General features: G+C 31.4%; 25 protein-coding genes and 1 tRNA gene. 19 read left to right on the top strand and 7 right to left on the bottom strand.

Annotated elements, in window-relative coordinates; genetic code table 11:
* Positions 1–15: 15 nt before the first annotated feature.
* From rpoB to rpsR, 13 genes are all read left to right on the top strand, one after another.
* Positions 16–4,149, top strand: a complete 4,134-nt coding sequence (rpoB, locus tag ELQ16_RS03055; RefSeq protein WP_134238107.1) for a DNA-directed RNA polymerase subunit beta — start codon at positions 16–18, stop codon at positions 4,147–4,149.
* Positions 4,142–8,695 (top strand): DNA-directed RNA polymerase subunit beta', encoded by a 4,554-nt coding sequence (rpoC, locus tag ELQ16_RS03050; RefSeq protein ID WP_134238106.1) that lies wholly within the window; start codon positions 4,142–4,144, stop codon positions 8,693–8,695. The genes rpoB and rpoC overlap by 8 nt, the downstream gene beginning before the upstream one ends.
* A gap of 240 nt (positions 8,696–8,935) precedes the next feature.
* Positions 8,936–9,256, top strand: a complete 321-nt coding sequence (locus ELQ16_RS03045) for a hypothetical protein (RefSeq protein WP_134238105.1) — start codon at positions 8,936–8,938, stop codon at positions 9,254–9,256.
* Positions 9,257–9,303: 47 nt separating this feature from the next.
* Positions 9,304–9,708 (top strand): hypothetical protein, encoded by a 405-nt coding sequence (locus tag ELQ16_RS03040; RefSeq protein WP_134238104.1) that lies wholly within the window; start codon positions 9,304–9,306, stop codon positions 9,706–9,708.
* A gap of 108 nt (positions 9,709–9,816) precedes the next feature.
* On the top strand, positions 9,817–10,200 hold the full coding sequence (gene rpsL / locus ELQ16_RS03035) for a 30S ribosomal protein S12 (RefSeq protein WP_002780802.1): 384 nt from the start codon (positions 9,817–9,819) through the stop codon (positions 10,198–10,200).
* 69 nt (positions 10,201–10,269) lie between these two features.
* Positions 10,270–10,740 carry a 30S ribosomal protein S7 gene (gene rpsG, locus ELQ16_RS03030; protein ID WP_134238103.1) on the top strand — a complete coding sequence of 157 codons (471 nt, stop codon included), beginning with the start codon at positions 10,270–10,272 and terminating at the stop codon, positions 10,738–10,740.
* Positions 10,741–10,752: 12 nt separating this feature from the next.
* On the top strand, positions 10,753–12,828 hold the full coding sequence (fusA, locus tag ELQ16_RS03025; RefSeq protein WP_134238102.1) for an elongation factor G: 2,076 nt from the start codon (positions 10,753–10,755) through the stop codon (positions 12,826–12,828).
* A 28-nt stretch (positions 12,829–12,856) separates the two neighbouring features.
* Positions 12,857–12,933 (top strand) — tRNA-Arg (locus ELQ16_RS03020).
* 127 nt (positions 12,934–13,060) lie between these two features.
* Complete coding sequence (locus ELQ16_RS03015) at positions 13,061–13,885, top strand: inverse autotransporter beta domain-containing protein (RefSeq protein ID WP_134238101.1); 825 nt, start codon at positions 13,061–13,063, stop codon at positions 13,883–13,885.
* Positions 13,886–13,945: 60 nt separating this feature from the next.
* A complete protein-coding gene (locus ELQ16_RS03010; protein ID WP_134238100.1) occupies positions 13,946–14,608 on the top strand; it encodes a hypothetical protein in 663 nt (220 codons plus the stop codon).
* Between the two features lie 96 nt (positions 14,609–14,704).
* Positions 14,705–15,079 carry a 30S ribosomal protein S6 gene (gene rpsF, locus ELQ16_RS03005; protein WP_134238099.1) on the top strand — a complete coding sequence of 125 codons (375 nt, stop codon included), beginning with the start codon at positions 14,705–14,707 and terminating at the stop codon, positions 15,077–15,079.
* 14 nt (positions 15,080–15,093) lie between these two features.
* Positions 15,094–15,627 (top strand): single-stranded DNA-binding protein, encoded by a 534-nt coding sequence (locus ELQ16_RS03000; RefSeq protein ID WP_134238098.1) that lies wholly within the window; start codon positions 15,094–15,096, stop codon positions 15,625–15,627.
* Positions 15,628–15,641: 14 nt separating this feature from the next.
* Positions 15,642–15,902 carry a 30S ribosomal protein S18 gene (rpsR, locus tag ELQ16_RS02995; protein WP_134238097.1) on the top strand — a complete coding sequence of 87 codons (261 nt, stop codon included), beginning with the start codon at positions 15,642–15,644 and terminating at the stop codon, positions 15,900–15,902.
* 24 nt (positions 15,903–15,926) lie between these two features.
* On the opposite strand, the gene ELQ16_RS02990 is transcribed toward rpsR, so the two are convergent.
* From ELQ16_RS02990 to fliW, 5 genes are read right to left on the bottom strand one after another with little or no spacing between them, the layout of a single operon-like run.
* Positions 15,927–16,361 carry a hypothetical protein gene (locus ELQ16_RS02990; RefSeq protein WP_134238096.1) on the bottom strand — a complete coding sequence of 145 codons (435 nt, stop codon included), beginning with the start codon at positions 16,359–16,361 and terminating at the stop codon, positions 15,927–15,929.
* Positions 16,358–17,044, bottom strand: a complete 687-nt coding sequence (locus ELQ16_RS02985) for a hypothetical protein (protein WP_134238095.1) — start codon at positions 17,042–17,044, stop codon at positions 16,358–16,360. The genes ELQ16_RS02990 and ELQ16_RS02985 overlap by 4 nt, the downstream gene beginning before the upstream one ends.
* Complete coding sequence (locus tag ELQ16_RS02980) at positions 17,028–17,348, bottom strand: type II secretion system protein (protein ID WP_134238094.1); 321 nt, start codon at positions 17,346–17,348, stop codon at positions 17,028–17,030. The genes ELQ16_RS02985 and ELQ16_RS02980 overlap by 17 nt, the downstream gene beginning before the upstream one ends.
* Positions 17,345–18,085, bottom strand: coding sequence for a pyrroline-5-carboxylate reductase (locus ELQ16_RS02975; protein ID WP_243832579.1), 741 nt, complete (start codon positions 18,083–18,085; stop codon positions 17,345–17,347). The genes ELQ16_RS02980 and ELQ16_RS02975 overlap by 4 nt, the downstream gene beginning before the upstream one ends.
* Positions 18,086–18,087: 2 nt before the next feature.
* Positions 18,088–18,477: a flagellar assembly protein FliW gene (gene fliW, locus ELQ16_RS02970; protein WP_134238092.1), complete on the bottom strand. Its 390-nt coding sequence runs from the start codon at positions 18,475–18,477 to the stop codon at positions 18,088–18,090.
* 137 nt (positions 18,478–18,614) lie between these two features.
* Here fliW and bamD point away from each other — a divergent pair, with 137 nt between their 5' ends.
* Together bamD and lon are read left to right on the top strand one after the other, a co-directional pair.
* Complete coding sequence (bamD, locus tag ELQ16_RS02965; RefSeq protein WP_243832578.1) at positions 18,615–19,253, top strand: outer membrane protein assembly factor BamD; 639 nt, start codon at positions 18,615–18,617, stop codon at positions 19,251–19,253.
* A gap of 15 nt (positions 19,254–19,268) precedes the next feature.
* Positions 19,269–21,644 carry an endopeptidase La gene (gene lon, locus ELQ16_RS02960; protein ID WP_134238090.1) on the top strand — a complete coding sequence of 792 codons (2,376 nt, stop codon included), beginning with the start codon at positions 19,269–19,271 and terminating at the stop codon, positions 21,642–21,644.
* Positions 21,645–21,653: 9 nt separating this feature from the next.
* On the opposite strand, the gene ELQ16_RS10520 is transcribed toward lon, so the two are convergent.
* Both ELQ16_RS10520 and ELQ16_RS02950 read right to left on the bottom strand, forming a co-directional pair.
* A complete protein-coding gene (locus tag ELQ16_RS10520; RefSeq protein ID WP_407919959.1) occupies positions 21,654–22,481 on the bottom strand; it encodes a methyl-accepting chemotaxis protein in 828 nt (275 codons plus the stop codon).
* Positions 22,482–23,038: 557 nt separating this feature from the next.
* Positions 23,039–23,533 (bottom strand): PAS domain-containing protein, encoded by a 495-nt coding sequence (locus ELQ16_RS02950; protein ID WP_134238088.1) that lies wholly within the window; start codon positions 23,531–23,533, stop codon positions 23,039–23,041.
* Between the two features lie 121 nt (positions 23,534–23,654).
* On the opposite strand from ELQ16_RS02950, the gene ELQ16_RS02945 reads away from it, so the two are divergent.
* The 4 genes from ELQ16_RS02945 to trpC are packed head-to-tail and all read left to right on the top strand — an operon-like array spanning position 23,655 to position 26,740.
* Complete coding sequence (locus ELQ16_RS02945; protein WP_134238185.1) at positions 23,655–24,344, top strand: tRNA1(Val) (adenine(37)-N6)-methyltransferase; 690 nt, start codon at positions 23,655–23,657, stop codon at positions 24,342–24,344.
* Positions 24,334–24,702 carry a YkgJ family cysteine cluster protein gene (locus ELQ16_RS02940; RefSeq protein ID WP_134238087.1) on the top strand — a complete coding sequence of 123 codons (369 nt, stop codon included), beginning with the start codon at positions 24,334–24,336 and terminating at the stop codon, positions 24,700–24,702. The genes ELQ16_RS02945 and ELQ16_RS02940 overlap by 11 nt, the downstream gene beginning before the upstream one ends.
* Entirely contained in the window at positions 24,681–25,961 is a 1,281-nt protein-coding gene (locus tag ELQ16_RS02935; RefSeq protein ID WP_243832575.1) for an ATP-dependent nuclease subunit B, read from the top strand. Before ELQ16_RS02940 ends, ELQ16_RS02935 begins: the two co-directional genes overlap by 22 nt.
* On the top strand, positions 25,958–26,740 hold the full coding sequence (trpC, locus tag ELQ16_RS02930; RefSeq protein WP_134238086.1) for an indole-3-glycerol phosphate synthase TrpC: 783 nt from the start codon (positions 25,958–25,960) through the stop codon (positions 26,738–26,740). The genes ELQ16_RS02935 and trpC overlap by 4 nt, the downstream gene beginning before the upstream one ends.
* Position 26,741: the final 1 nt, after the last annotated feature.

Below are 26,741 nucleotides of genomic sequence, written 5' to 3'. Positions count from 1 at the left end.
ACACGAGGTATACAAATGTTAAATAACCAATTAGGCAATCGTTTAAGAGTTGACTTCTCAAATGTTTCAAAGCAGTTAGATATTCCAAATCTTTTACAATTACAAAAAAAGAGTTTTGATTATTTTTTAAATCTTGATGATACAAATAGCGAAAGCGGAATAGAAAAAGTTTTTAAATCTATTTTTCCTATTCACGATCCGCAAAATAGATTAAGTTTAGAATATGTTAGTAGTGAAATTGGTAAGCCAAAATATACAATTAGAGAATGCATGGAAAGAGGGCTTACTTATTCTGTAAATTTAAAAATGAAAATTCGTTTGACTTTGCATGAAAAAGATGAAAAAACAGGCGAAAAAGTTGGTATAAAAGATATTAAAGAGCAAGAAATTTATATTAGGGAAATTCCATTGATGACAGATAGAGTTTCTTTTATTATCAATGGGGTAGAAAGAGTTGTCGTAAATCAGCTTCACCGAAGTCCAGGAGTAATTTTTAAAGAAGAAGAGAGTTCTACAGTAGCTAATAAACTTGTTTATACTGCTCAAATTATTCCGGATCGTGGTTCTTGGCTTTATTTTGAATACGATGCTAAAGATGTACTTTATGTTAGAATTAATAAAAGAAGAAAAATTCCTATTACCATGCTTTTTAGAGCTTTGGGTTATAAGAAGCAAGATATTATTAAGTTGTTTTATCCAACTCAAACCATTCATATAAAAAAAGATAAATTTGTAACAGAGTTTAATCCTAATGACTTTATGGACAGAATAGAATATGATATTAAAGATGAAAAAGGTAATGTTGTCCATCAAGCTGGAAAAAGAATGACGAAGAAAAAGGCTGAACAACTTTTAAAAGATGGCTTGAAATGGGTTGAATATCCTGTTGAAATTTTGACAAATCGTTATTTGGCAAATCCTATTATTGATAAAGAGACAGGTGAAGTTTTATTTGATTCACTCACTTTACTTGATGAGAGTAAACTTGCCAAAATAAAAGAACAAAAAAGTTTTGATATTGCAAATGACTTAGCAAATGGTGTTGATGCGGCTATTATTAACTCATTTATTCAAGATAATGAAACATTGAAACTTTTAAAACAAAGTGAAAATATTGATGATGAAAATGATTTGGCTGCAATTAGAATTTATAAAGTAATGCGTCCGGGAGAGCCTGTAGTAAAAGATGCTGCTAAAACTTTTGTCAATGATTTATTTTTTAATCCTGAAAGATATGATTTAACAAAAGTTGGTCGTATGAAAATGAATCACAAATTAGGGCTTGAAGTTCCAGAGTATGTCACTGTTTTAACTAATGAAGATATTTTGAAAACAACGAAGTATTTGATTAAGGTTAAAAACGGTAAAGGACATATTGACGATAGAGATCACTTGGGCAATCGTCGTATTCGCTCTATAGGAGAGCTTTTGGCAAATGAATTGCATTTAGGGCTTGCAAAAATGCAAAAAGCCATCAGAGATAAATTTACCTCATTAAATGCAGATATTGATAAAGTTATGCCTTATGATTTGGTAAATCCAAAAATGATCACGACTATTATTATGGAATTTTTTACAGGTGGGCAATTATCTCAGTTCATGGATCAGACTAATCCACTCAGTGAAGTTACTCATAAACGCCGTTTATCTGCACTCGGTGAAGGCGGTTTAGTCAAAGAAAGAGCGGGTTTTGAAGTACGTGATGTTCATGCAACTCATTATGGAAGAATTTGTCCAGTTGAAACCCCAGAAGGTCAAAATATCGGTTTGATTAATACACTTTCAACTTACGCAAAAGTTAATGAACTTGGTTTTGTTGAAGCACCTTATAGAAAAGTTGTTAATGGTAAAGTAAGTGATGAAATTGTTTATCTTACTGCAACTCAAGAAGAAGGTTTGTTTATTGCACCAGCTTCAACAAAAATAGATGCCAAAGGTAATATTATAGAAGAATTTGTTGAAGCTAGACAAGATGGAGAAACTATATTAGCTAAACGCGAAGAAGTACAACTTATTGATCTTTGTTCGGGTATGATAGTGGGTGTTGCTGCTTCATTGATTCCGTTTTTGGAGCACGATGATGCAAATAGAGCTTTAATGGGTTCAAACATGCAGCGTCAAGCTGTACCATTGCTAACTTGTCAAGCTCCTATCGTTGGAACGGGTATGGAGAAAATTATTGCAAGGGATGCTTGGGAAGCGATTAAAGCTAAGAGATCGGGTGTAGTTGAGAAAGTAGATAATAGAAGTATTTTTATTTTAGGTGAAGATGACAAAGGCCCTTTTATTGATCATTATACTATGGAGAAAAATTTAAGAACTAACCAAAATACAAGTTATGTTCAGCATCCTATTGTTAAAAAAGGTGATGTTGTTAAAGCAGGACAAATCATTGCCGATGGTCCAAGCATGGATCAAGGTGAGCTTGCTATTGGTAAAAATGCACTGATTGCTTTTATGCCTTGGAATGGTTACAATTATGAAGATGCTATTGTTGTAAGCGAAAGAATTATTCGTGAAGATACTTTTACTAGCGTTCATATTTATGAAAAAGAAATTGAGGCCAGAGAATTAAAAGACGGTATTGAAGAAATCACCAAAGATATTCCTAATGTTAAGGAAGAAGATTTGGCGCATTTAGATGAGAGTGGTATAGCAAAAATTGGTACTCATATAAAACCAGGAATGATTTTAGTAGGTAAAGTTTCTCCAAAGGGAGAGGTTAAACCAACTCCAGAAGAAAGGCTTTTAAGGGCAATTTTTGGGGAAAAAGCAGGACATGTGGTTAATAAATCTTTATATGCAACCGCATCTTTAGAAGGTGTTGTTGTTGATGTTAAAATTTTTACCAAAAAAGGTTATGAAAAAGATGACAGGGCTTTAAGAGCGCATGATGAAGAAAAAATGTCTTTAGAAAAAGAGCATCATGATAGACTTTTAATGATGGATAGAGAAGAGATTTTAAGGGTATGTGCGCTTTTAGCAAAATCTCCTTTAAGTGCAGCACAAAAAATAAACGATAAAGAGTATAAAAAAGGTGATATTGTTGATATAAAAGATCTTGAAAAAATCAATCGTTTTGCCTTAAATAGTTTGATTAAAGCTTATTCTAAAGAAATTCAAAAACAATACGATGATTTGAAAAATCACTTCCAAAATGAAAAGAAAAAGCTTAAAGCTGAACATGATGAAAAGCTTGAAATTTTGGAAAAAGATGATATTTTACCAAGTGGGGTTGTTAAGCTTGTAAAAATTTACATTGCAACTAAACGCAAACTTAAAGTGGGTGATAAAATGGCTGGACGACATGGAAATAAAGGTATTGTTTCAACTATTGTTCCAGAAGTAGATATGCCTTATTTAGCAAATGGCAAGAGTGTTGATATTGCACTAAATCCATTGGGCGTTCCAAGTCGTATGAATATAGGGCAAATTTTAGAAAGTCATTTGGGGCTTGTTGGACTTAGACTTGGCGATCAAATTCAAGAAATTTTTAATAAAAAACAAAAAGATTTTATTAAAGAATTAAGAGCAAAAATGCTTGAAATTTGTTCTATTCCAAGACTTGCAAGTGAAAAAGAATTTGTTAAAAATTTAAGCGATGAAGAGCTTTTAAATTATGCTAGAGATTGGAGCAAAGGGGTAAAATTTGCTACTCCAGTTTTTGAAGGTGTAAATATAGAAGAATTTGCTAAGCTTTTTGAAATGGCAAAAATTGATATGGATGGTAAAACAGAGCTTTACGATGGACGCACAGGTGAAAAAATCGCAGAAAGAGTTCATGTTGGTTGTATGTATATGTTAAAACTACATCACTTAGTCGATGAAAAAGTCCATGCTAGAAGTACAGGACCTTATAGCTTGGTAACTCAGCAACCAGTTGGTGGTAAAGCACTCTTTGGGGGTCAAAGATTTGGTGAGATGGAAGTTTGGGCGTTGGAAGCTTATGGTGCGGCGCATACTTTAAAAGAAATGCTTACTATAAAATCAGATGATGTAGAAGGAAGATTTAGTGCTTATAAGGCTTTAACTAAGGGCGAGAATGTTCCAGCTACAGGAATTCCAGAGACATTTTTCGTTTTAACAAATGAATTAAAATCTCTTGCTTTAGATGTTGAGATTTTTGATAAGGATGAAGAAGATGAGTAAATTTAAAATCATTGAAGTAAAAGAAGAAACAAGACCGAGAGACTTTGAAGCTTTTCAATTAAGACTTGCAAGCCCAGAAAAAATTAAATCATGGTCCTATGGTGAAGTAAAAAAACCAGAAACTATTAATTATAGAACCCTAAAACCTGAAAGAGATGGACTTTTTTGTGCTAAAATCTTTGGTCCTATTCGTGATTATGAATGTCTTTGTGGCAAGTATAAGAAAATGCGTTTTAAAGGCGTTAAATGTGAAAAATGTGGTGTTGAAGTTGCAAATTCGAAAGTACGTCGTTCAAGAATGGGGCATATCGAGCTTGTAACTCCAGTGGCACATATTTGGTATGTAAATTCTTTGCCAAGTCGTATAGGAACGCTTTTGGGCGTTAAAATGAAAGATCTTGAACGCGTGCTTTATTATGAAGCTTATATTGTAGAAAATCCAGGCGATGCTTATTATGATAATGAAAGCAATAAAAAAGTTGAATTTTGTGATGTTTTAAATGAAGAGCAATATCAAAGCTTAATGCAACGCTATGAAAATAGTGGTTTTAAAGCAAGAATGGGTGGTGAAGTTGTCCGTGATTTGCTTGCTAATTTAGATCTTGTGGCGCTTTTGAATCAGCTTAAAGAAGAAATGATGACAACGAATTCAGAGGCAAAGAAAAAAACTATCATTAAGCGTTTAAAAGTTGTGGAAAATTTCTTAAATTCAAATCTTAATACCAATATGGATAGTGATGAAGCGGTTCCTAATCGTCCAGAGTGGATGATGATTACAAATCTTCCTGTATTACCTCCTGACTTGCGTCCTTTGGTTGCTTTAGATGGTGGCAAATTTGCAGTTTCTGATGTGAATGATTTATATCGCCGTGTGATTAATAGAAATACGCGTTTAAAAAGATTAATGGAGCTTGATGCGCCAGAGATCATTATAAGAAATGAAAAAAGAATGCTTCAAGAAGCGGTAGATGCACTTTTTGATAATGGTCGTCGTGCAAATGCTGTTAAGGGAGCAAATAAACGCCCACTTAAATCTTTAAGTGAAATTATCAAAGGTAAGCAAGGTCGTTTCAGACAAAACTTACTTGGTAAAAGGGTGGATTTTTCGGGTCGTAGTGTAATTGTTGTTGGTCCAAAACTTAGAATGGATCAATGTGGCTTGCCTAAAAAGATGGCTTTGGAATTATTTAAGCCACATTTGTTAGCTAAGCTTGAAGAAAAAGGTTATGCGACAACTGTTAAGCAAGCTAAAAAGATGATAGAAAATAAAACTAATGAAGTTTGGGAGTGTTTAGAAGAGGTTGTTAAAGGACACCCTGTTATGCTAAATCGTGCGCCAACTTTACATAAGCTTTCTATACAAGCTTTCCATCCTGTTTTGGTCGAAGGTAAGGCCATACAACTTCATCCTTTGGTTTGTGCTGCATTTAATGCGGACTTTGATGGGGATCAAATGGCGGTGCATGTACCACTTTCGCAAGAAGCAATTGCAGAATGTAAAGTTTTAATGCTTTCATCGATGAATATTCTTTTACCAGCGAGTGGTAAATCCGTAACCGTTCCTTCCCAAGATATGGTTTTGGGAATTTATTATCTTTCTTTGGAAAAGACAAATGCTAAGGGTGCACATAAAATTTGTTCAGGTATCGATGAGGCTATGATGGCTTTAGAAGCGGGTTGCTTAGATATCCATGCTAATATCCAAACTGTGGTTGATGGAAGAAAAATCACTACAACCGCTGGTCGTTTGATTATTAAATCTATTTTACCTGACTTTGTTCCTGAAAATATGTGGAATAAAATTCTAAAGAAAAAAGATATTGCTGCACTTGTAGATTATGTCTATAAAAAAGGTGGTTTAGAACTTACAGCAAGTTTCTTAGATAGACTTAAAAATTTAGGTTTTGAATATGCGACTAAAGCAGGTGTTTCTATATCAATTGCTGATATTATTGTGCCAGAGCATAAGCAAAAAAATATTGAAAGTGCTAAAAAACAAGTAAGAGAAATTCAAAATTCTTATAATCTTGGTTTAATCACTTCAGGTGAAAGATATAATAAAATTATCGATATTTGGAAAAGCACAAATAATATACTCTCAAAAGAGATGATGGAGCTTGTACAAAAAGACAAAAATGGATTTAATTCCATTTATATGATGGCCGATTCTGGTGCTAGGGGTAGCGCGGCACAAATTTCACAGCTTGCAGCAATGAGAGGACTTATGGCTAAACCAGATGGCTCGATCATCGAAACGCCAATTATTTCAAATTTCCGCGAAGGGCTTAATGTGCTTGAATATTTTATTTCAACGCATGGAGCTAGAAAGGGTCTTGCAGATACTGCGCTTAAGACCGCAAATGCGGGTTATTTGACAAGAAAATTAATTGATGTGGCGCAAAATGTTAAGATTACTATTGAAGATTGTGGAACACACGAGGGTGTAGAGATTAATGAAATTACTGCAGATGGTGCCATTATAGAAACTTTAGAGGAAAGAATTCTTGGTAGAGTTTTAGCTGAAAATGTCATTGATCCAATTACCAATGAGACTCTTTTAGCAGAAGGTGCTTTGATTGATGAAGAAAAAGCTAGAATTTTAACTGAAAGTGGCATTAAAAGTGTGAGTATTCGCACTCCTATTACTTGTAAAGCAAAAAAAGGAATTTGTGCTAAATGTTATGGTATTAATCTTGGTGAAGGTAAACTTGTTAAACCAGGTGAGGCTGTGGGTATCATTTCAGCACAATCTATTGGTGAGCCAGGTACTCAGCTTACACTTAGAACTTTCCACAGCGGGGGAACAGCAAGTACTGATTTGCAAGATAGACAAGTGAGTGCCCAAAAAGAAGGATTTATAAGATTTTATAATCTTAAAACTTATGAAAATAAAGAAGGTAAAAGTATAGTTGCAAATCGCAGAAATGCGGCAGTTTTACTTGTTGAACCAAAAATTAAAGCACCATTTAAAGGTATAGTGAATATTGAAAATATTCATGAGGATGTGGTTGTTTCTGTAAAAGATAAGAAGCAAGAAGTAAAATATATCTTAAGAAAATATGACTTGGCTAAGCCTAATGAATTAGCTGGTGTTAGTGGTAGTATAGATGGTAAGCTTTATTTGCCTTATCAAAATGGAACTGAAGTGGGGCAAGATGAAAGTATAGTTGAAGTTATCAAAGAGGGATGGAATGTGCCAAATCGTATTCCATTTGCGAGTGAAATTTCTGTTAAAGATGGTGATCCTGTGGTGCAAAATATTAAAGCAGGTGAAGTGGGAACTTTAAAATTCTATGTTTTAAAAGGCGATGGCTTAGATAGGATTAGAAATCTAAAAAAAGGTGATGTAGTAAAAGAAAAAGGCTTTTTTGTTGTAATTGCAGATGAAAATGATAGAGAAGCAAAAAGACATTATATCCCTAGACAATCAGTGATTGAATTTGATGATAGTTCGGTTATTACTGATCCTAATGCTATTATTGCAAGTGCGGTCAATAAAGAAAAGGTTGTTATTGCAGAATGGGATGCGTATAATAATACCATTATTGCAGAAATTGATGGAACGATTAGTTTCGAAGATATTGAAGCCGGTTATAGCGCAGATGAGCAAATTGATGAAGCTACCGGAAAACGCTCTTTAGTCATCAATGAATATTTGCCAAGTGGAGTAAGACCTAGCTTGATTATTACAGGAAAAGGTGGAAAGACTTCTCGTTATCAATTAGAACCTAAAACTGTTATTTTTGTACATGATGGTGATAAGGTTTCTCAAGCTGATATTTTGGCAAAAACTCCAAAAGCAGCAGCAAAATCTAAAGATATTACCGGCGGTCTCCCAAGGGTTTCAGAACTTTTTGAAGCAAGAAAACCAAAAAATGCAGCAATTATTGCAGAAATCGATGGTGTAGTGAAATTTGACAAGCCTTTGCGCTCTAAGGAAAGATTGATTATCCAAGCAGAAGATGGTAGCAGTGTTGAATACTTGATTGATAAAAGTAAACATATCCAAGTAAGAGAAGGTGAATTTGTTCATGCTGGAGAGAAGCTTACAGATGGTATCATTTCAAGTCATGATGTGCTTAAAATTTTAGGTGAAAAAGCCTTGCATTATTATTTAATTTCTGAAATTCAGCAAGTTTATCGCGGACAAGGCGTTGTGATTTCTGATAAGCATATAGAAATTATAGTTTCTCAAATGCTAAGACAGGTTAGAGTTATAGATAGCGGAAACACTAAATTTATTGTTGGAGATCTTATTTCAAGAAGAAAATTCAGAGAAGAAAATGAAAAAATCATTAGAATGGGTGGAGAGCCAGCTATTGCTGAACCTGTGCTTTTGGGGGTTACAAGAGCTGCGATTGGAAGTGATAGTGTGATTTCTGCTGCTTCTTTCCAAGAAACAACCAAGGTTTTAACCGAAGCGAGTATAGCGGGTAAAATTGATTATCTTGAAGATCTAAAAGAAAATGTTATTTTAGGTAGAATGATTCCAGTTGGTACTGGTCTTTATGGGGATCATGATCTAAAAATCAAACAACAAGATTAAAAATATTTCGCAATTAGTATTTAATGCTGATTGCGAATTTGATTACGCAATTCTACATTTTTTATTCATTATTTTTTATGCTTATTTGGAACAATTTTTGCTTTTATTTATGATTAAATATAAAGGGTGGGTATTGTTGATGAAAATTGAAACAAATTTACATAATATTTCTTCTTTTAAAAAACAGAATTTTCCAACATTAGTGATTATGAGGATTTTAGGAATAAAATTAGTGCAGATATGGAAGCTAAGAATTATACCAAAGAGCAAAAATTAGCAGTTGATACTTTTTTAACAGCTTCTATGGTGGTAGCTAATGCTAGAGAGGGTAATGCAAATGTAAGTTATTGGGACACAAGAAAAAGACAAGAAAATTTTGAAAATGCCTCAAATTCTTTAAAAGCACAAATGCTAGAAGAGCAAATTTCTATCATTAAAGAGCCTTATGCTATCCAAAAAGGCTTGTTTATGGGACAAGCTGAAAGTGAGGCACATTTTCAAGCTAGTAAAAATCAAGCTATTGATTATCTAAGTGGATTATTAAAAAATATAAAGGTATAAAAATAACAATTTCAAATAACCTATCTTATTTGCAAAAAACTGATTATGTGAGTAAGAATAACCAAAAACAAGATGAAAACAATAAAACCTACGCACAAATGATTGATGATACAAACTTTGATGGCTCTGTTTTACTTGATATTACTGCTTCAGAATTAGCTGCTGCGTGGCAAGAGGCTATGAGAATTCAAGGCGTTAGTGATCCTTCAAAAGTAGATAGTACTTTATTGGGTAAAATTAAAGATGAGCGTGCTTTTGAAACAGATCCTATGAAAATTAGGCAAAACATTCAAGATCAAATTGCTATTTTGCAAGATGGAAAAACAATGGCGCTAAGGTATCACCGTGATGAAAATGGGCAAATGAAGCAACTTTCAGCTTATGCTTATGAACAAATGAAAGATTGTGTTAGTGATGTTTTGGGAGAAATTTTGCAAGATATAAAAGCATGACGGTAAGATACAATTGTGTTATTTTAAATTAACGATATTTTATTTTTTTATAAGTGAAATTTAGATATTATCCAAAGTTTATTATATTTTTTAAAGAAAGGAATTATTGTGCCTACCATAAATCAATTGGTTAGAAAAGAGCGCAAAAAAGTTTTAGAGAAATCTAAATCTCCAGCGCTTAAAAATTGTCCACAAAGAAGGGGAGTTTGCACTAGGGTTTATACAACAACCCCTAAAAAACCAAACTCAGCGTTAAGAAAAGTTGCCAAAGTAAGACTTACTAGTGGCTTTGAAGTGATTAGCTACATCGGTGGTGAAGGTCACAATCTACAAGAGCACAGCATTGTTTTAGTGCGTGGCGGTAGGGTAAAAGACTTACCAGGTGTGAAGTATCATATCGTGCGTGGTGCGCTTGATACTGCGGGCGTTGCAAAAAGAACAGTTTCTCGTTCTAAATATGGTGCAAAGCGTCCTAAAGCAAGTGCTAAGTAATTTTTTAGACAGGCAAATCCGTTAGATTTGATTTTGTTTGAGTAAAATTTAAAATTTGAAGGAAAAATAATGAGAAGAAGAAAAGCTCCGGTAAGAGAAGTCTTGCCTGATCCGATTTATGGTAATAAAGTAATCACAAAATTCATTAATTCTTTAATGTATGATGGTAAAAAAAGCACAGCTACGACTATCATGTATGGTGCTTTAGAAGCTATCGATAAAAAAGGTGGTGAGAAAAAAGGTATTGAAATTTTTAATGATGCAATTGAGAATATCAAGCCTATTTTAGAGGTAAAATCTCGCCGTGTGGGTGGAGCGACTTATCAAGTTCCAGTAGAAGTTCGTCCTGCTAGACAACAAGCTTTAGCGATTCGTTGGATTATTTCTTTTGCTAGAAAAAGAAGCGAAAGAACAATGATAGATAAATTAGCAGCTGAACTTTTAGATGCAGCAAATAGCAAAGGCGCTTCATTCAAGAAGAAAGAAGATACTTATAAAATGGCTGAAGCAAATAAAGCGTTTGCTCACTATCGTTGGTAAGAAGGAGAATAGATGTCAAGAAGTACTCCTTTAAAAAAGGTTAGAAATATCGGTATTGCTGCGCACATTGATGCAGGAAAAACAACTACAAGTGAGAGAATTCTTTTCTTTACGGGTATGAGTCATAAGATAGGTGAGGTGCATGATGGTGCTGCGACTATGGACTGGATGGAACAAGAAAAAGAAAGAGGTATTACAATTACTTCTGCTGCGACTACTTGTTTTTGGAAAGATCATCAAATCAACCTTATAGACACTCCAGGTCACGTGGATTTTACGATAGAAGTTGAAAGATCAATGCGTGTTCTTGATGGTGCGGTTTCTGTATTTTGTTCAGTAGGTGGGGTACAACCTCAATCTGAAACTGTTTGGAGACAAGCAAATAAATATGGTGTTCCAAGAATTGTTTTTGTAAATAAAATGGATAGAATTGGCGCGAATTTTTTCAATGTTGAAGAGCAAATTAAAAATCGCTTAAAAGGAAATCCAGTTCCACTTCAAATTCCAATTGGCGCTGAAGATAATTTCAAAGGTGTGATCGATCTTATCACAATGAAAGCGTTGGTTTGGGAAGATGAAAATAAGCCAACTGATTATGTAGAAAAAGAAATTCCAGCAGAGCTTAAAGAAAAAGCAGAAGAATATCGCACTAAAATGATAGAAGCAGTTTCTGAAACAAGCGATGAATTAATGGAAAAATACCTAGGTGGCGAAGAATTAAGTAATGAAGAGATTAGAGCAGGTATTAAAGCAGGATGTTTAAGTCTTTCTATGGTACCTATGCTTTGCGGAACTGCATTTAAAAATAAAGGAATTCAACCTTTGCTTGATGCAGTTGTAGCTTATTTACCAGCTCCTGATGAAGTTGCAAATATCAAAGGTGAATACGAAGATGGCACAGAAGTTTCTGTAAAATCAACAGATGATGGTGAATTTGCAGGGCTTGCGTTTAAAATTATGACTGACCCATTTGTTGGACAATTAACTTTCGTGCGTGTGTATCGTGGTAGTTTAGAAAGCGGTTCTTATGCTTATAACTCTACTAAAGATAAAAAAGAAAGAATTGGTCGTTTATTGAAAATGCACTCTAACAAAAGAGAAGAAATTAAGACTTTATATGCAGGAGAAATCGGTGCGGTTGTAGGTCTTAAAGATACGCTAACAGGGGATACTTTAGCAAGTGAAAAAGATAAAGTAATTCTAGAAAGAATGGATTTTCCTGATCCAGTTATTAGCGTTGCAGTGGAGCCAAAAACAAAAGCGGATCAAGAAAAAATGTCTATTGCTTTAAATAAATTAGCACAAGAAGATCCAAGCTTTAGAGTTTCTACTGATGAAGAAAGCGGTCAAACTATCATTTCGGGTATGGGTGAGTTACACCTTGAGATTATCGTTGATAGAATGCTTCGTGAATTTAAAGTGGAAGCTGAAGTAGGACAACCACAAGTTGCTTACCGCGAAACTATTAGAAAAACAGTTGAACAAGAGTATAAATACGCTAAGCAATCAGGTGGTCGTGGTCAATACGGACATGTATTCTTACGCCTTGAACCGCTTGAGCCTGGTAGTGGATATGAATTTGTTAATGATATCAAAGGTGGGGTAATTCCAAAAGAATATATTCCTGCAGTAGATAAAGGGGTGCAAGAAGCATTGCAAAATGGTGTTTTAGCAGGTTATCCAGTAGAAGATGTTAAAGTAACTGTTTATGATGGAAGTTACCATGAAGTGGATTCTTCTGAAATGGCGTTTAAACTTGCTGCTTCTATGGGCTTTAAAGAAGGTGCTAGAAAAGCAGGTGCGGTAATCTTAGAACCTATGATGAAAGTTGAAGTTGAAACTCCTGAAGAATACATGGGTGATGTAATCGGCGATCTTAACAAACGCCGTGGTCAAGTAAATTCAATGGATGAAAGAGGTGGCAATAAAATCATCACTGCATTTTGTCCTTTGGCTGAAATGTTTGGTTATTCAACCGATCTTAGAAGCCAAACTCAAGGCCGTGCGACTTATTCTATGGAATTTGATCACTATGATGAAGTTCCAAAAAATGTTTCTGAAGAAATTATCAAGAAAAGAAACGGCTAATTACAAGCGGGAGCTTTTCCCGCTTTCTGTCCTCGTAGCTCAGCAGGATAGAGCGCAAAATTCCTAATTTTGAGGCCGTGAGTTCGAATCTCGCCGTGGACACCATTTACTCCTTCATTCGGCTTTAAAATTTATAGTGAAAATATTTTTTATATTAAAAAATTTATATTTATTATTTTTTAGTATTATAAAACTTAACAATATAATTCCGATGTATTTTTTGTGGGTAAATATGAAAAAATTATTATTATGTTTTTTGATTCTTTTTGCTAATGCCAATGATTTAGAAAATGCCTTAAAGTCAAACACTTCTTCTGTTGTGATTCAAAATCAAGAATGGATACAATTTGACAGGAAGTTTATTTTCGAAGCTCCGCAAAATTTACAAGATGAATCAGTTGATTTTAAAAATTATCTCAATGCTCAATTTGCAAAAATTCTTGAAAATGGGGAAAATGGAGAACAAACCGATAGCAATTTGGATTTTGCAAATCAGAGTTTGGAGCTTAAAAATTTAAGTACTTTGTATGAATATGAGAATAATACTTTATTATTTCAAAAAGAAATTTATATTGCTGAACAAAATTATAATTATTCCGGTGGTTTGATTAATCGATATAAGCAAGAAGATTTTTTATTGGGTGTAAATACTTTTGTCGATGGTCAAGAAGATATGCAAAATCACAGCTTTGGCGGAGAATTTGGCTATAGTAAATATTTTAAAACTTATGCAAATTATTATATTCCAGATGATGAAGCAAAACAAAGAGTAGCAGAATTTGGAATGAGTTTTGTATTTCCTTATTATACGCCTTTGGGTATAGACATTAGTAGGGATTTTGAAAAGGTTGATTATAAAATAAGTTATTCTCCATATTCCATTTTTAATTTAAGTTTAGTGCATCATGATTATAATGAATTAGATCCTAATACCTCAGTACATTTTGGTTTTACCATTAGATACGACAAACATTTATTAAAACAATTAACAAAAAATGATAATGCTTTAGAAGAAATTCATCGTTATGATTATTTGAAAAGAAATAAGTATTATTAAATTTATTAGCAAAAATGAATTATAATTTATTTTTACAATTTTGTATGATTAGGAGATTAAATGGATAGTGTTTTTAAAAAAATGGGGTTTTTAATTTTAGCGCTATTGTTGCTAAATTTCAACTTGAGTGCTTTAGAAAAAGGAAAGGAATTTGATATTCTTCAAGAACCTTTTGAAATGCAAAATTCTGTTATTGAAATTTTTTATTATGGTTGTCAGCATTGTTATATACATCATAAAACAGATACCTTGGGTAAGATAAAGATTAAACTGCCTCATGTTAAGTATTATGCTTTGCCATTTACTTTTAATTCAAATGATATTGGACTTAGGGAAATTTATGCTTATGCACAGGTGCAAGATGATGATAATGATATAAGTGTAACAGATGAAAAAAGTTGGGTAAGGAAATTAAATGATAAATATTTTTCTCTTGTTTTTTCATCTAATAAATCTAATAAAAAAAATGGTTTAAGTGATGAGGAGTTGGTTCAAGCTGGACTTCAAATTTTAGGCATAACAAAACAAGAAATTCGAGAATTTGTTCAAAGTGAGAAGGCAAAGAAAGTATTGGCTTTATATGAAAAAGTTCATCAAACGGCTAAAATTTATGGAGGTGTTCCTATTTTTATTATTAATGGTAAATTTAAATTAAATATGGAAGAAATAAATTCTTTAGATGATATGATTAAAATTAGTGATGAATTAATTAATATAAAATAAAGTTTTATTAAGTAATTTTTTATTATAATCTTAGCTTGCTTTTAGCAAAATCCTTGCCCATGGAATTTTTGGGCTTAATATCCACAAGGAGAAAAGATGAAACATTATGAGGTTTTATTTATTTTAAAACCAACACTTACCGAAGAGGAAGTGAATGCTAAGTTGGAATTCGTAAAAGAAGTTCTTACAAAAAATGGTGCAGAAATTGAAACAGTTGTTCCAATGGGAACTAGAAAACTTGCATATACGATTAAAAAGTATGAGCGAGGTACTTATTTTGTGATTTATTTTAAAGCTCCTACAACATTAATTGCAGAACTTGAAAGGGTTTTAAGAATTACAGAAGAAGTTATAAGATTTTTAATTGTTAAATATGAGAATAAAAAAGAAATAGCTGCATGGGAGAAATTAAGCCATGGAGTAAAACAATCTAAAAAAGAAATTAAGCCTTTAGAAGCTCCAGAAATTTAAAACAAGGAAAACTTATGTTTAATAAAGTCGTTTTGCTAGGAAATCTTACAAGAGACATTGAAATGCGTTATGCCCCATCAGGAAGTGCTATAGGTTCTTCGGCAATTGCGGTCACTAGGAGATTTAGTTCTAATAACGGCGAAAAGCGAGAGGAAACTTGTTTTATTGATATCACTTTTTTTGGACGTACTGCTGAAATTGCCAATCAATATCTTTCTAAAGGAAGCAAAATTCTAGTGGAAGGAAGATTGAAATTTGATCAATGGAATGATCAAAATGGACAAAGCAGAAGTAAACATAGTGTTTATGTTGAGAATTTGGAAATGCTTGGTTCTGGAATCAATCAAGGACAAAACAATTTTAATAATATTGGACAGAATACTTATTCTGCTGAACAAAATCAAAGTTTTGATCCTTATACGGCTAATCAAAATTCAAATACTCCAAATAGAAATTCGCAAAGTCAAAGACAACCACAGCAAGAAACAAAGATGAAAGAGATTGATGTGGATAATTATTATGATGACGATAGTGAATTACCATTTTAAATAAGGAAAAAATTATGGCAGAAAAAAGAAAATATTCACGCAAATATTGCAAATACACAGAGGCTAAAGTTGAATTTATCGATTATAAAGATACTTCTATGTTAAAACATGCTTTATCTGAAAGATTTAAAATTATGCCTCGTCGCTTAACAGGAACAAGCAAAAAATATCAAGAAATGGTTGAAATAGCTATTAAGCGAGCAAGACATGTTGCGCTTATTCCTTATATTGTAGATCGTAAAGAAGTGGTCAACAACCCTTTTGAAAATTTATAATATTTACAAATTTAATCCGAAGTTCTACTTCGGAAATAATATTAATTTTTTATTTATAAAAATTTCCTCATTAACTTCCTTATCTTTATTTAGATAGATACTAATATTTACATTAATGACATTATCTTTGCTTAAATTTATATCTTGATTAATAGGTGCAAGAGAGTAGTTTTTGCAAGTTGCAACAGAATAAAAATAATCAATTCTTATAATACTTTGTGCGTTTGGATAATTAAATTCAACTCTTTCTAAACATTCCTTGTTTTGCTTTTTTGCAATATATAAAAAGTATTTTGCTAATTCTTTTGCATTTGTCGCTAGAATATTTGCTTGAATATAAAGATATAAATCTTTTATTTGTCTTGGATAATAACTTGACATTTGCAAGCTTAAAGAGATGAAAAAAATAAAAACGATTAATAAAGAAATGCTAGCAAGCAAAGCATAAGCTTTCTTCATAGCAAACTCCATTTTTCAAAGCATGAAATTGGTGTGTTTAGAATACAGATTTTGCTTTTTAAAATATTATTTTGTTGTGTAATTTCAAAATTGGAGATATTTTGCATTAATAAAATATTTTTTCCATTGTTAAATTTTATAAATAAAGAATTATCTTTCATGAAAAATGTAATTTTGCTTTGTATGATAAGATAAAAACGCATAGGAAATTGTGTAAAATTATGGGATATTTTATCTTGACTTATGATAGATGTGTTGTAAAATTGTTTTTGCAATAAATCATAAAATAATAATTTGTTATCATTTTTGCCTAATAAATCTCTATGATTTTGCATAACATCTAAAAATTGACTGTTTGGAGAGTAAAATTCTGAATTTTCATCTTGCAGAAAAATGGAGCTCGAGCCTATGGATATTTTATTCGAAATATTTTGTAATAAATTATCATCATCTTTTAGATAACAAGTGTATCCCAAACCTTCTTTTTGGAATTTTATACACCTTTGTAAAAATTTGTCAAGAATGATAAAAGTCGAATTAACATTTGTTACGAGCTCAGCTTGTTTTTGACTCACTAATTGATAAGAATATAAATTTTTTATCGGATTTGCAAGTATAAGAAATAAAATACCTAATAAGCTTATAACAATAATACTTTCAAATAAACTAAAAGCTGTTTTCATCTTTAAATTCGCTTGTGTAATTTTGATCATTTATGGAGAGCGTTTTGAGAGTAAAAACTGAATCTGAACTACTTTTTTGTATGAATTTAATATCACCTAAATCTTGTATTCTAAGCAAAATGGTTTTTTGTTCAGAATAATCTTTATTGAATATTTTGCGTTCAAGTTCGAAAAGTTTTTGGTTTAAAAAAAGACTTTGATGATTTCTTTGAATTTGTATATATATGGGGATAAATCCAGTAAAAATAATTCCCAAAATAATAATAGAAAAAACAAGCTCTAATAAAGAAAAAGCTTTTTTCATTTATTAGCACTAGCGTGTAAAGCTTTAAAAAAAGTTCCTCTTAAACCTTCTTCTTCAAGAATCTTTACACCTTTAATTGTAATGCCAGCTGGAGAGCAGATATCTTCTTTGATTATAGCAGGATGATTATTTGTAAATAAAGCATTAAAACTTTGAAAAAGTCCCTGGGTAAGTTTTAGGCTTAAATTTTTATCTAGTCCTTCATAAACCCCAGCATTTGCAATACTTTCAGCCACTAAAGCTAGAAAGGCTGGAGCACAACCGCTAATTGCTGTTGCTGCGTTCATTAATTTTTCATCATTTAACTCATAAGAAGTGCCAAAATGATTTAAAATGTCTATAATTTCATCTTTAAATGCAGAGTTTTTTAGAACAAATGGAGTAGAAGAGGCTTTGTATTTAGCAGCTGTATTTGGCATAATTCTTGCATAGTTTTGCGCTTTAATAATTTGCAATTCCTCAATGCTTGTATTGGCTAAAACAGATATAAGCAAACGAGCTTGGTTTTTAAAAAGTGAAGCAAGCTCTTTAAGTGCGTAAGGTTTAAAAGCTAGAATGATATTTTTATCTTGTATATCTAATTTGCTGTAGTGTAGAGTTTGAAAATTTTGCTCTTTTAAGTGTTGGAGTTTTGCTTCATCTCTGCCTACAATGGTAATATTATAACGATCACGCAAACCACAAGCTAAAGCTTTAGCCATGGTTCCGTTACCAAGGATGTAAATGTTTTGCATGATTTTTAGTTTTTAATATAATTAGAAATTTGATCCGCTTGGAAAAAATTTGGATAAGTAACTGTGTCTAAAATAACTTGTGTTAAACTATTATTTTCTAAGTTGATTACAATAGGAGCTAAGAAATTTACAGTGGATTCTTCTATAGTTTTATTAATTGCAACTATGGTATATACTTGCATTTTTGTTTCTGGAGTTAGTTCAAGTAATTCCTGATAATAGGTAGGAATATCAAATTCGTAATCTGGTCTAATTAAATAAGGACTCATCATCACAAAAGAAAAATCTTTACCATCTAAACTTTTAAGTCTAACAAATACTTCATCAATAATTGAAAGTTCCATTGTTTTTGTTTCCTCAAAACCCAAAATAGGACACTTAACAGTTAAGGTCATTTTATCTCCTTAAAATTTTATGAAATTATTTTAACATAAAATAAGCAATAATAATTCCAAAAAATAAAATTATTTAATTTATTAGATTATAATTGCAAAATAAATTTTAATATTAATGGAAGTTTGTGATGAAGATAATCAAAAAATGTATTTTACCTGTTAGTGTTTTGTTAATAATAAGTGCTTGTAGTACAAAAACTACAGATGAACTTTATAATTTAAGCGCTATAGAGTGGTATCAGCAAATCATTAAAGATTTGCAAGATAAGGATTTGGAAAAAGCGGATTTGCATTATAATTCTATGGCTAGTGAGCATATTGCAGATCCTTTATTGGAACAAACTTTACTTATTTTAGCTCAGGCGCATATGGATGAAGAAGAATATCTTTTAGCGGATTTTTACCTTGAAGAGTATAATAAAAAATTTGGTAATTCTAAAAATGTAGATTATATAAGATATCTAAAGATTAAAGCAAAATTTAGTGCTTTTTCGCAACCAAATCGTAATCAAGCTTTAATGCTTGAAAGTTCTAAGGAAATTACTCAATTTTTGGAAAATTATCCTAATACCCAATATAAACTTTTAGTGCAAACTATGCTTACAAAATTTAATTTGGCAAATTATTATCTTGATGAAACTATTGCTGATCTTTATCAAAGAACAGATCGCACCCAAAGTTATGAAATTTATCAGGAAAAACTCAAAAATTCAGACTTTTATGATACTTATATGATAAAACCAGAACTTCCTTGGTATAGAAAAGTATTTGAATAATTTTTAAGGAAAATAATGCAAGTTGAAGAAATGCAAAATTACCCAGCACAGCTTCCTGTGTTGGTTGAAGATGAATTATTTTTATACCCTTTTATGATTACTCCTATTTTTTTGAGCGATGTTCAAAATATTAAGGCTTTGGAATTAGCTCTTAAAAATGACACAATGATTTTTGTTGCTCCATCTAAATTTGAAGGTGCTAGAACTTTTGATGAAATTTATGATTGTGGAGTTGTAGGCAGCATAATGCGTAAAGTTCCTCTTCCTGACGGCAGGATAAAAATTCTTTTTCAAGGTTATTCAAAGGCTAAAATTGTAGAAAGAATTTCCCAAAAACCTTTAGTGGCTAGTGTGGATCTTATTGTCCATAATGAATTAAGTGCTGTTAAAAATGAAGCTTTGCTTGGTGTATTAAAAGAAAAAGTTCGTGCTTTGGCTGCAATAAGCCATTATTTTTCGCCAGATCTTTTAAGAACCATTGAAGAAGGCTTAGATGGAGTTCGAATTTGTGATTTGATTTTAAATACTATACATGTTAAGAAACAAGTTGCCTATGAATTCTTTATAGAAAACGATCTTGAGAAAAAATTTCTAAGACTTATTGGTTTAATTAGTGATGAAATAGAAGCCAATAAATTACAAAAAGAAATTAAAAGTAAGGTGCATTCTAAAATCGATCAAGCTAATAAAGAATATTTTTTAAAAGAACAATTAAAGCAAATTCAAAAAGAACTTGGTTCAGATATACAAAAAGACAATGAAACCAAAGAATATTATAAAAAACTTGAAGCTAAGAAAAAGTTTATGCATGAAGATGCCTACAGAGAGATTAAGAAACAAATTGAAAAATTTGAACGGATTCATCAAGACAATTCTGAAGCTTCTATGCTTCAAACTTACATTGAAGTTGCATTGGATGTTCCTTTTGAAAATTTAGCAAAGAAGAAACTAAGCATTAAGGAAGTTTCAAAGCAATTAAATGCTGATCATTATGCGCTTAATAAGCCAAAAGAACGTATTGAAGAATATTTCGCGGTTCGTGAATTATTAGAAAAAAGAAAGGTTGAAGACAAAGAAGGCGCCAAGGTTATTTTGTGCCTTTATGGTCCTCCTGGAGTGGGAAAAACTTCTTTGGCAAATTCTGTAGCAAAAGCTTTAAAGCGAGAACTTATACGCATTGCGCTTGGCGGACTTGAAGATGTTAATGAATTGCGTGGACATCGACGAACTTATATTGGCGCAATGCCTGGACGCATTATTCAAGGACTTATTGAAGCAAAACAAATCAACCCTGTTGTTGTTTTAGATGAGATAGATAAAATTAACCGTAGTTTTAAGGGTGATCCGAGTGCAGTTCTTTTAGAAATTCTTGATCCTGAGCAAAATTCTAAATTCAGAGATTATTATTTAAATTTTAATGTAGATTTAAGTAAGGTAATTTTCATAGCAACGGCTAATGATATTAGCAATATTCCTGCGCCTTTAAGAGATAGGATGGAATTTATAGAATTAAGTTCTTATACTCCTAGTGAGAAATTTCAAATTGCAAAGAATTATCTTATTCCAAGCGAAATGAAAAAACATGGTTTAAAAAATACCGAACTTAGTATTTCTAAGAATGCTATTGAATTAATAATCAGTGATTATACTAGAGAGTCAGGAGTGAGAAATTTAAGAAGAAAATTTGCTGAGCTTTGTAGAAAAAGTGCAAAAGAAATTTTGCTTGATAGTAGTAAAAAAATTACTATCAATACTAAAAATCTTAACCAGTTTTTAGATAAAAAAGTCTATGAAATTCAAAAACAAGATAAAATAGATAGGGTAGGACAAGTTAATGGTTTAGCTTGGACTGCGGTGGGTGGAGATGTTTTAAAAATTGAAATTATCAAAAACAAAGGAAAAGGTGAATTATTATTAACGGGAAGTTTGGGTGATGTGATGAAAGAGTCTGCGCGCATTGCTTTGAGTGTGATTAAGGTTTTAATTGATGGGGGTAAATTACTTATCCCTAAAAAACTCACAAAGGATAGTAAAAGCAGTATTTATGAGCAATATAATTTGCATCTTCATGTTCCAGATGGAGCTACGCCAAAAGATGGCCCAAGTGCAGGTATCACTATGTGTGTTGCTATAGCTTCGATTTTTAGTGAGAAAAAAGTACATTCCAATGTTGCTATGACAGGAGAGATAGATTTAATAGGTAGAGTTTTACCAATTGGTGGATTGAAAGAAAAATTGATTGCTGCGTATAAAGCAGGGATAGAATGTGCCTTAATTCCAAGAAAAAATTATGAGAGAGATTTAAAAGAAATTCCTGATGAGGTTAAGGATAATATTAAAATTGTACCAGTAGATACTATTGATGAGGTTTTAAAGCACTCTTTAATATAGAGAGTGCTTTTAGATTTTTAATTTTTCTAAAATTTGAGAGCTTTTTTGTTCTAAGGCGCTAATATCTGTTACAATCTCATCATAGATCTTTTGATCGATATGATTTTGAGAGAGTTCTAAAGCCTTATAAGCGTTATTTTTTATAAATTCCTTACTTTCTTCTAATTCTTCGCTATTGACTAGCTCAAGGATAACATTTTTACTTTCTTCATTTATGCTCAGTTTTGAAATAGGATCAAGTTCTTTTATGTGTTCCATTTGTCCGTTATTTAAGCTAAGATAAATATTTGATTTATATAAAATATGATCAATTTTTGTTGCAGAAAGTATGAGTTTTTTTGCAAAAACTAAGAAATTATCCCCTAAAGAAATGCTGTTATTTTCTAAATGCTTGAAAGCTGTGCTGAAATTTGTGATTTTGGCTTCTGAATCGCTTACTATGTTAAGCACCCTTGTGCTTCCTGCTTGAATATTATCAAAGTCTTGCTGCATGGTTTGAATAGCAATAGATATTTCGCTTGTTGATTTTTGGGTTCTTTCTGCTAGTTTGCGCACTTCATCGGCAACCACTGCAAAGCCTCTTCCATATTCTCCTGCACGAGCTGCTTCAATGGCAGCATTTAATGCCAAAAGATTTGTTTGATCGGCAATATCTCTAATAACTTCTACTACAGAAGTAATATTTTGAGAATTTGAAACAAAGGCTTGAATGCTTTCGTTGCTTGAGTTTGTTACTTCCATTAAAGAGCTGATAGATTCTTTAAGTGCATTAACTTCAGAGCCATTTTCTGCGGCTACTTGAGCAATTGAATTAACAACATTATGAACATTTTTCATAAATTTAATATCTTCATTTAAGGAATTAGAAATTTGTTCTAAATCTTTGTTTTGATTATTTAAACTTAAATCCATTAGGGTTTTCGATAAGGCATTTTTAAAGACCGATTTGGTTGTATTTTCTATATTTCCTAAGGCTTCATTAATAAATTTTATATTGCTAGAAAAAATTCCTTTTAAGCCTTTAGATAAAGCTTTGCGGTAAAAATGATGTTTTTGAGAACATTCAATGGAGGTATTAATTTCCCTTAAATAAGCTTCTAGACTATCTATTGTATTATTGAGATCGTCGCAAATTTTTGCCAATTTTTGATTTTTCATTGAGGTATAAACCACGCGTCCATCAAAATTACCATTTTTTAATTCTTGTGAAAGTTCAAGCAGCAAGTTAAGATTTTTTTCATTTTCATCATAGAGAAAATAAATAAAACCTAGCACACAAAGAGAAAATACAAAGAATATTAAAGAGTAATATTCTTTTGCAACAATTCCAATGATAAGAGCTAAAATGTTTAAAAAAATTCCAAAATACAATGTTTTTTTCATTTAATCTCCTTTTATTTTAAACCTTGAAGTTCAAATATAAGCTGATTGTAGCTTATATTATATGAAGCTATAAAGTCTTGAAGTTTTTTATAGCTTGCTTGCAAGCCATCTTTTTGTTCGCATTCAACTAAGTTTTTGTAAAGCTCACTTATGGTTTTTAAAGCGTCTTTATTAGGTGCTCTTCTTACGGAATAGCAATTTATTGCTTCGCCTTTTTCATTCAAAGATACTGTGATATTGGCAAAAACCCAGTAATAATCTCCGCTTTTTGTTTTATTTTTTACAAAGGCAAAAATTTCATTTTTGTTTTTGATATATTCCCATAATAATTTAAAAACCGCTTTTGGCATATCAGGATGACGCACGATATTATGAGGTTTATAAAGAACTTCTTTCATGGAATATCCAGCATATTTTAAGAAGTCATCATTGGCATAGATAATATTGCCTTTCAGATCTGTTTTAGATGTAATAAGTATATCTTCATTAACAATAATTTCTTTCATAGCTTAAATACCTTTTTTGAGTTGTTACTTTTTGGAAATAATAGTATAATTTTCTAAAAGTTTTAATTAAAAATATATTTTGCAAAAAATTATTAATTTTATAGGATAAAAAGTGCAAATAATGCGTTTTAAACAGTTGAAAAATGGTTATCGTTATAATAGCGATTCTATGATTTTGCTTGATTTTGCATCAAAACAAAAGCCCAAGATGGAAGTGTTGGATGTGGGTTGCGGCTGTGGTATTGTGGGTATAGGGCTTAAAAAAAAATATCCGAATATTAATCTTGATTTGCTTGATATTCAAGAATGCAATATTACTCTTTGTGAAGAGAATTTAAAATTAAATTCTATGAATGCTAAGACTTTTTTATGTGATTTTAAAGATTTTAATACAGAAAAAAAATATGATTTTATTGTTTCAAATCCACCTTTTTATAGATATGGAGCCCAAAAAGGCGAAAATACTCATCAAAATATTAGTAAATTTGCAGATAATTTAAAATTAGAAGACTTTATTGCCCGTGCAAATTCTTTATTAAAACCCAGAGGAAAATTGTGTTTTTGTTATGAAAGTCTAGCCATTGAAGAAATCGCCTGTTTGTTAAAAAAGTATAAAATCAAGCTTACAGCTTTACAGTTTATTCACACTCGAAAAGATCAAAAGGCAAGATTGCTTATGATTTTGGCTCAGAAAAGTTCAAAAAATTTTTGTGAAATTTTGGAGCCTTTTATTGTGTATGAAGATAATGTGTTTAGCCAGCAAATGCTTCAAGTGTATAATGAATTTAAGGTTGAAAGTGATGATTTATAAACAAGGTTTTGATTTTTCTTTTGATGAGAATGCTTGCGAAAAATGTGGAGGAAAGTGTTGCATTGGTGAAAGTGGCAATATTTTTGCAAATAAAGATGAGCTAGAAGCAATTGCAAAATTTTTAAATTTAAATTTTGAAGATTTTGAGCAAGGATTTTTAAGAAAAGTTGGATTAAAATACAGTTTTCAAGAAGTGCGATTTGAAGAAGGCTTTGCTTGTATTTTTTTTGATCAAAATCGAAGGAAATGTAGTATTTATGAGTTAAGGCCTAGTCAATGTCGAACTTTTCCCTTTTGGGAATATTTTAAAAAAAATAAAAAGGAATTACAAAAAGAATGTATCGGGGTTTGTTTTTAGTTTTTTTCGGATTATTTTTTGCAGCTTGTGGGGCACAAAAAAATATTGTGGAGTATAAACCAGTTGAGGTGAATAAAAATGCGGATTTAAATTTTCGCGTAATGAAGGCTTTAAATGATGAGTATTTTATGAAATACACACAAGCTAGAGATGAGTATTTAAGACTTTTTGAAGAAAGTAAGCAGAGTGCTTTTTTGGAAAAAGCTTTTTTGCTTACTTTGCTTAATAATCTTGATAATAAAGAGGAAATAAGTGTTTTAGCTAAAGAATATATGAATCAAAATATAGCACTTAAAAAACTTGTTGTGCTCTATAATTTGCAAATCAATGATTTAGAGCAAGCACAAAATTTATTAAAAGAAGTTTTGCAAATCCAAAAAGATGCAAAGAACTATGAACTATTAGGTGATATTTTAATGCAGCAGCAAAAAATCACAGAGGCTTTTGGATTTTATGAAATGGCTTATAAGATCAATATTAGCGAAGAGTTGGTTTTAAAGATGACAAGAGCTAGTATATTATTAAAACAAACAAATCAAGCTAGAATGTGGCTTGAAGATTTTAGAAATAAAAAAGGCTGCACTTTAAAAACTTGTATTTTACTTGTAAAAATTTATAATGATGCTAAAGAATATAATGGGCTTGAAAAAATTTATTTAGATCTGTATGAAATAAGTAAAAATCAAACTTTTTTATATGCGATTTTAGAGCTTTTTGATACGCAAAAACAATACCAAAAAGCTTTGGATTTGGCTTTGAAATTTGATTTAAAGCCTGATATGATTGTGTATTTTTATCAAAATTTAAAGCAATATGATAATGCTTTTAAGTTGTGCTTAAAACTTTATCAAAAAACTCAAAATAAGTCATATTTATTGCAAGCTGCAGTAATGGAATTTGAAGATGCTATGGAGAAAAAACAGGTCAATAAAAATGTTTTAGAATCAGTCAGTAAAAAATTCGAACAAGCTTTAGATGAAAATACTGAAGCTTTATATTTAAATTATTATGGTTATATGCTGATTGATTATAATTTAGATGTAAATAAGGGCATAGAATTAGTTATTAAGGCTTTAAATGCAGAGCCTGATAATTTATATTATCTTGATTCTTTATCGTGGGGATATTATAAGCAAAATAAGTGCTCTAAGGCATGGGATGTAATGACAAAAACTTTACACGATAAAGAATTTTCTGCTTCCAATGAGAGCAAAAGACATATTCGAGCTATACAAAAATGTCTAAAGAGTAAAAAATGATTTTGGATGATATTTTTAAAAAAACAAAAGAAGAGCTTGAAATTCGCAAAAAACTTTTACCTTACGATATGTTGGGTAGATCTTTAGCTTCAAATCCCTTCTTTCCAAAAGATGTAAAAAAGGCTTTGAGGCGAGTTGATAAAGAGATGAAAATTATCGCTGAGGTAAAAAAAGCCAGCCCTAGTAAAGGCGTGATTAGAGAAAATTTTGATCCTTTAAATATAGCTTTAAATTATGAAAAAAACAAAGCTGTTGCTATTTCTGTTTTAACAGAGCCGCATTTTTTTAAAGGTTCATTGGAAAATTTAAGCTTAATACGCCGTTATACTCAAGTTCCTTTGCTTAGAAAGGATTTTATTTTTGATGAATATCAAATTTTAGAGGCTTTGGTATATGGAGCAGATTTTGTGCTTTTAATTGCAAAAATGTTAAGCATGAAAGAACTTAAAAAATTGCTTGAATTTGCAAGACATTTGGGGCTTGAAGCTTTAGTAGAAATTCACGATAAAGAAGATTTAAGTAAGGCTATTTTTGCAGGAGCGGATATTATAGGCATTAATCACCGAAATCTTAATGATTTTTCCATGCATATGGACCTTTGTGAAAAATTAATTCCTCAAATTCCAAATTCTAAAATTATCATTGCAGAAAGTGGTCTAGAGGATAAGGAATTTTTAAAACATTTGCAAGATATAGGAGTGGATGCTTTTTTGATCGGAGAGTATTTTATGCGTCAAGCTGATGAGGGTAAAGCACTTTTAAATTTGATAAAGGATTAAC

The sequence above is a fragment of the Campylobacter sp. US33a genome (assembly GCF_004378855.1).
Classification (GTDB): Bacteria; Campylobacterota; Campylobacteria; order Campylobacterales; family Campylobacteraceae; genus Campylobacter_D.
The sequence above is the reverse complement of the archived record's forward strand: the minus strand, read 5'-3'. Positions and strand labels throughout refer to the sequence as shown.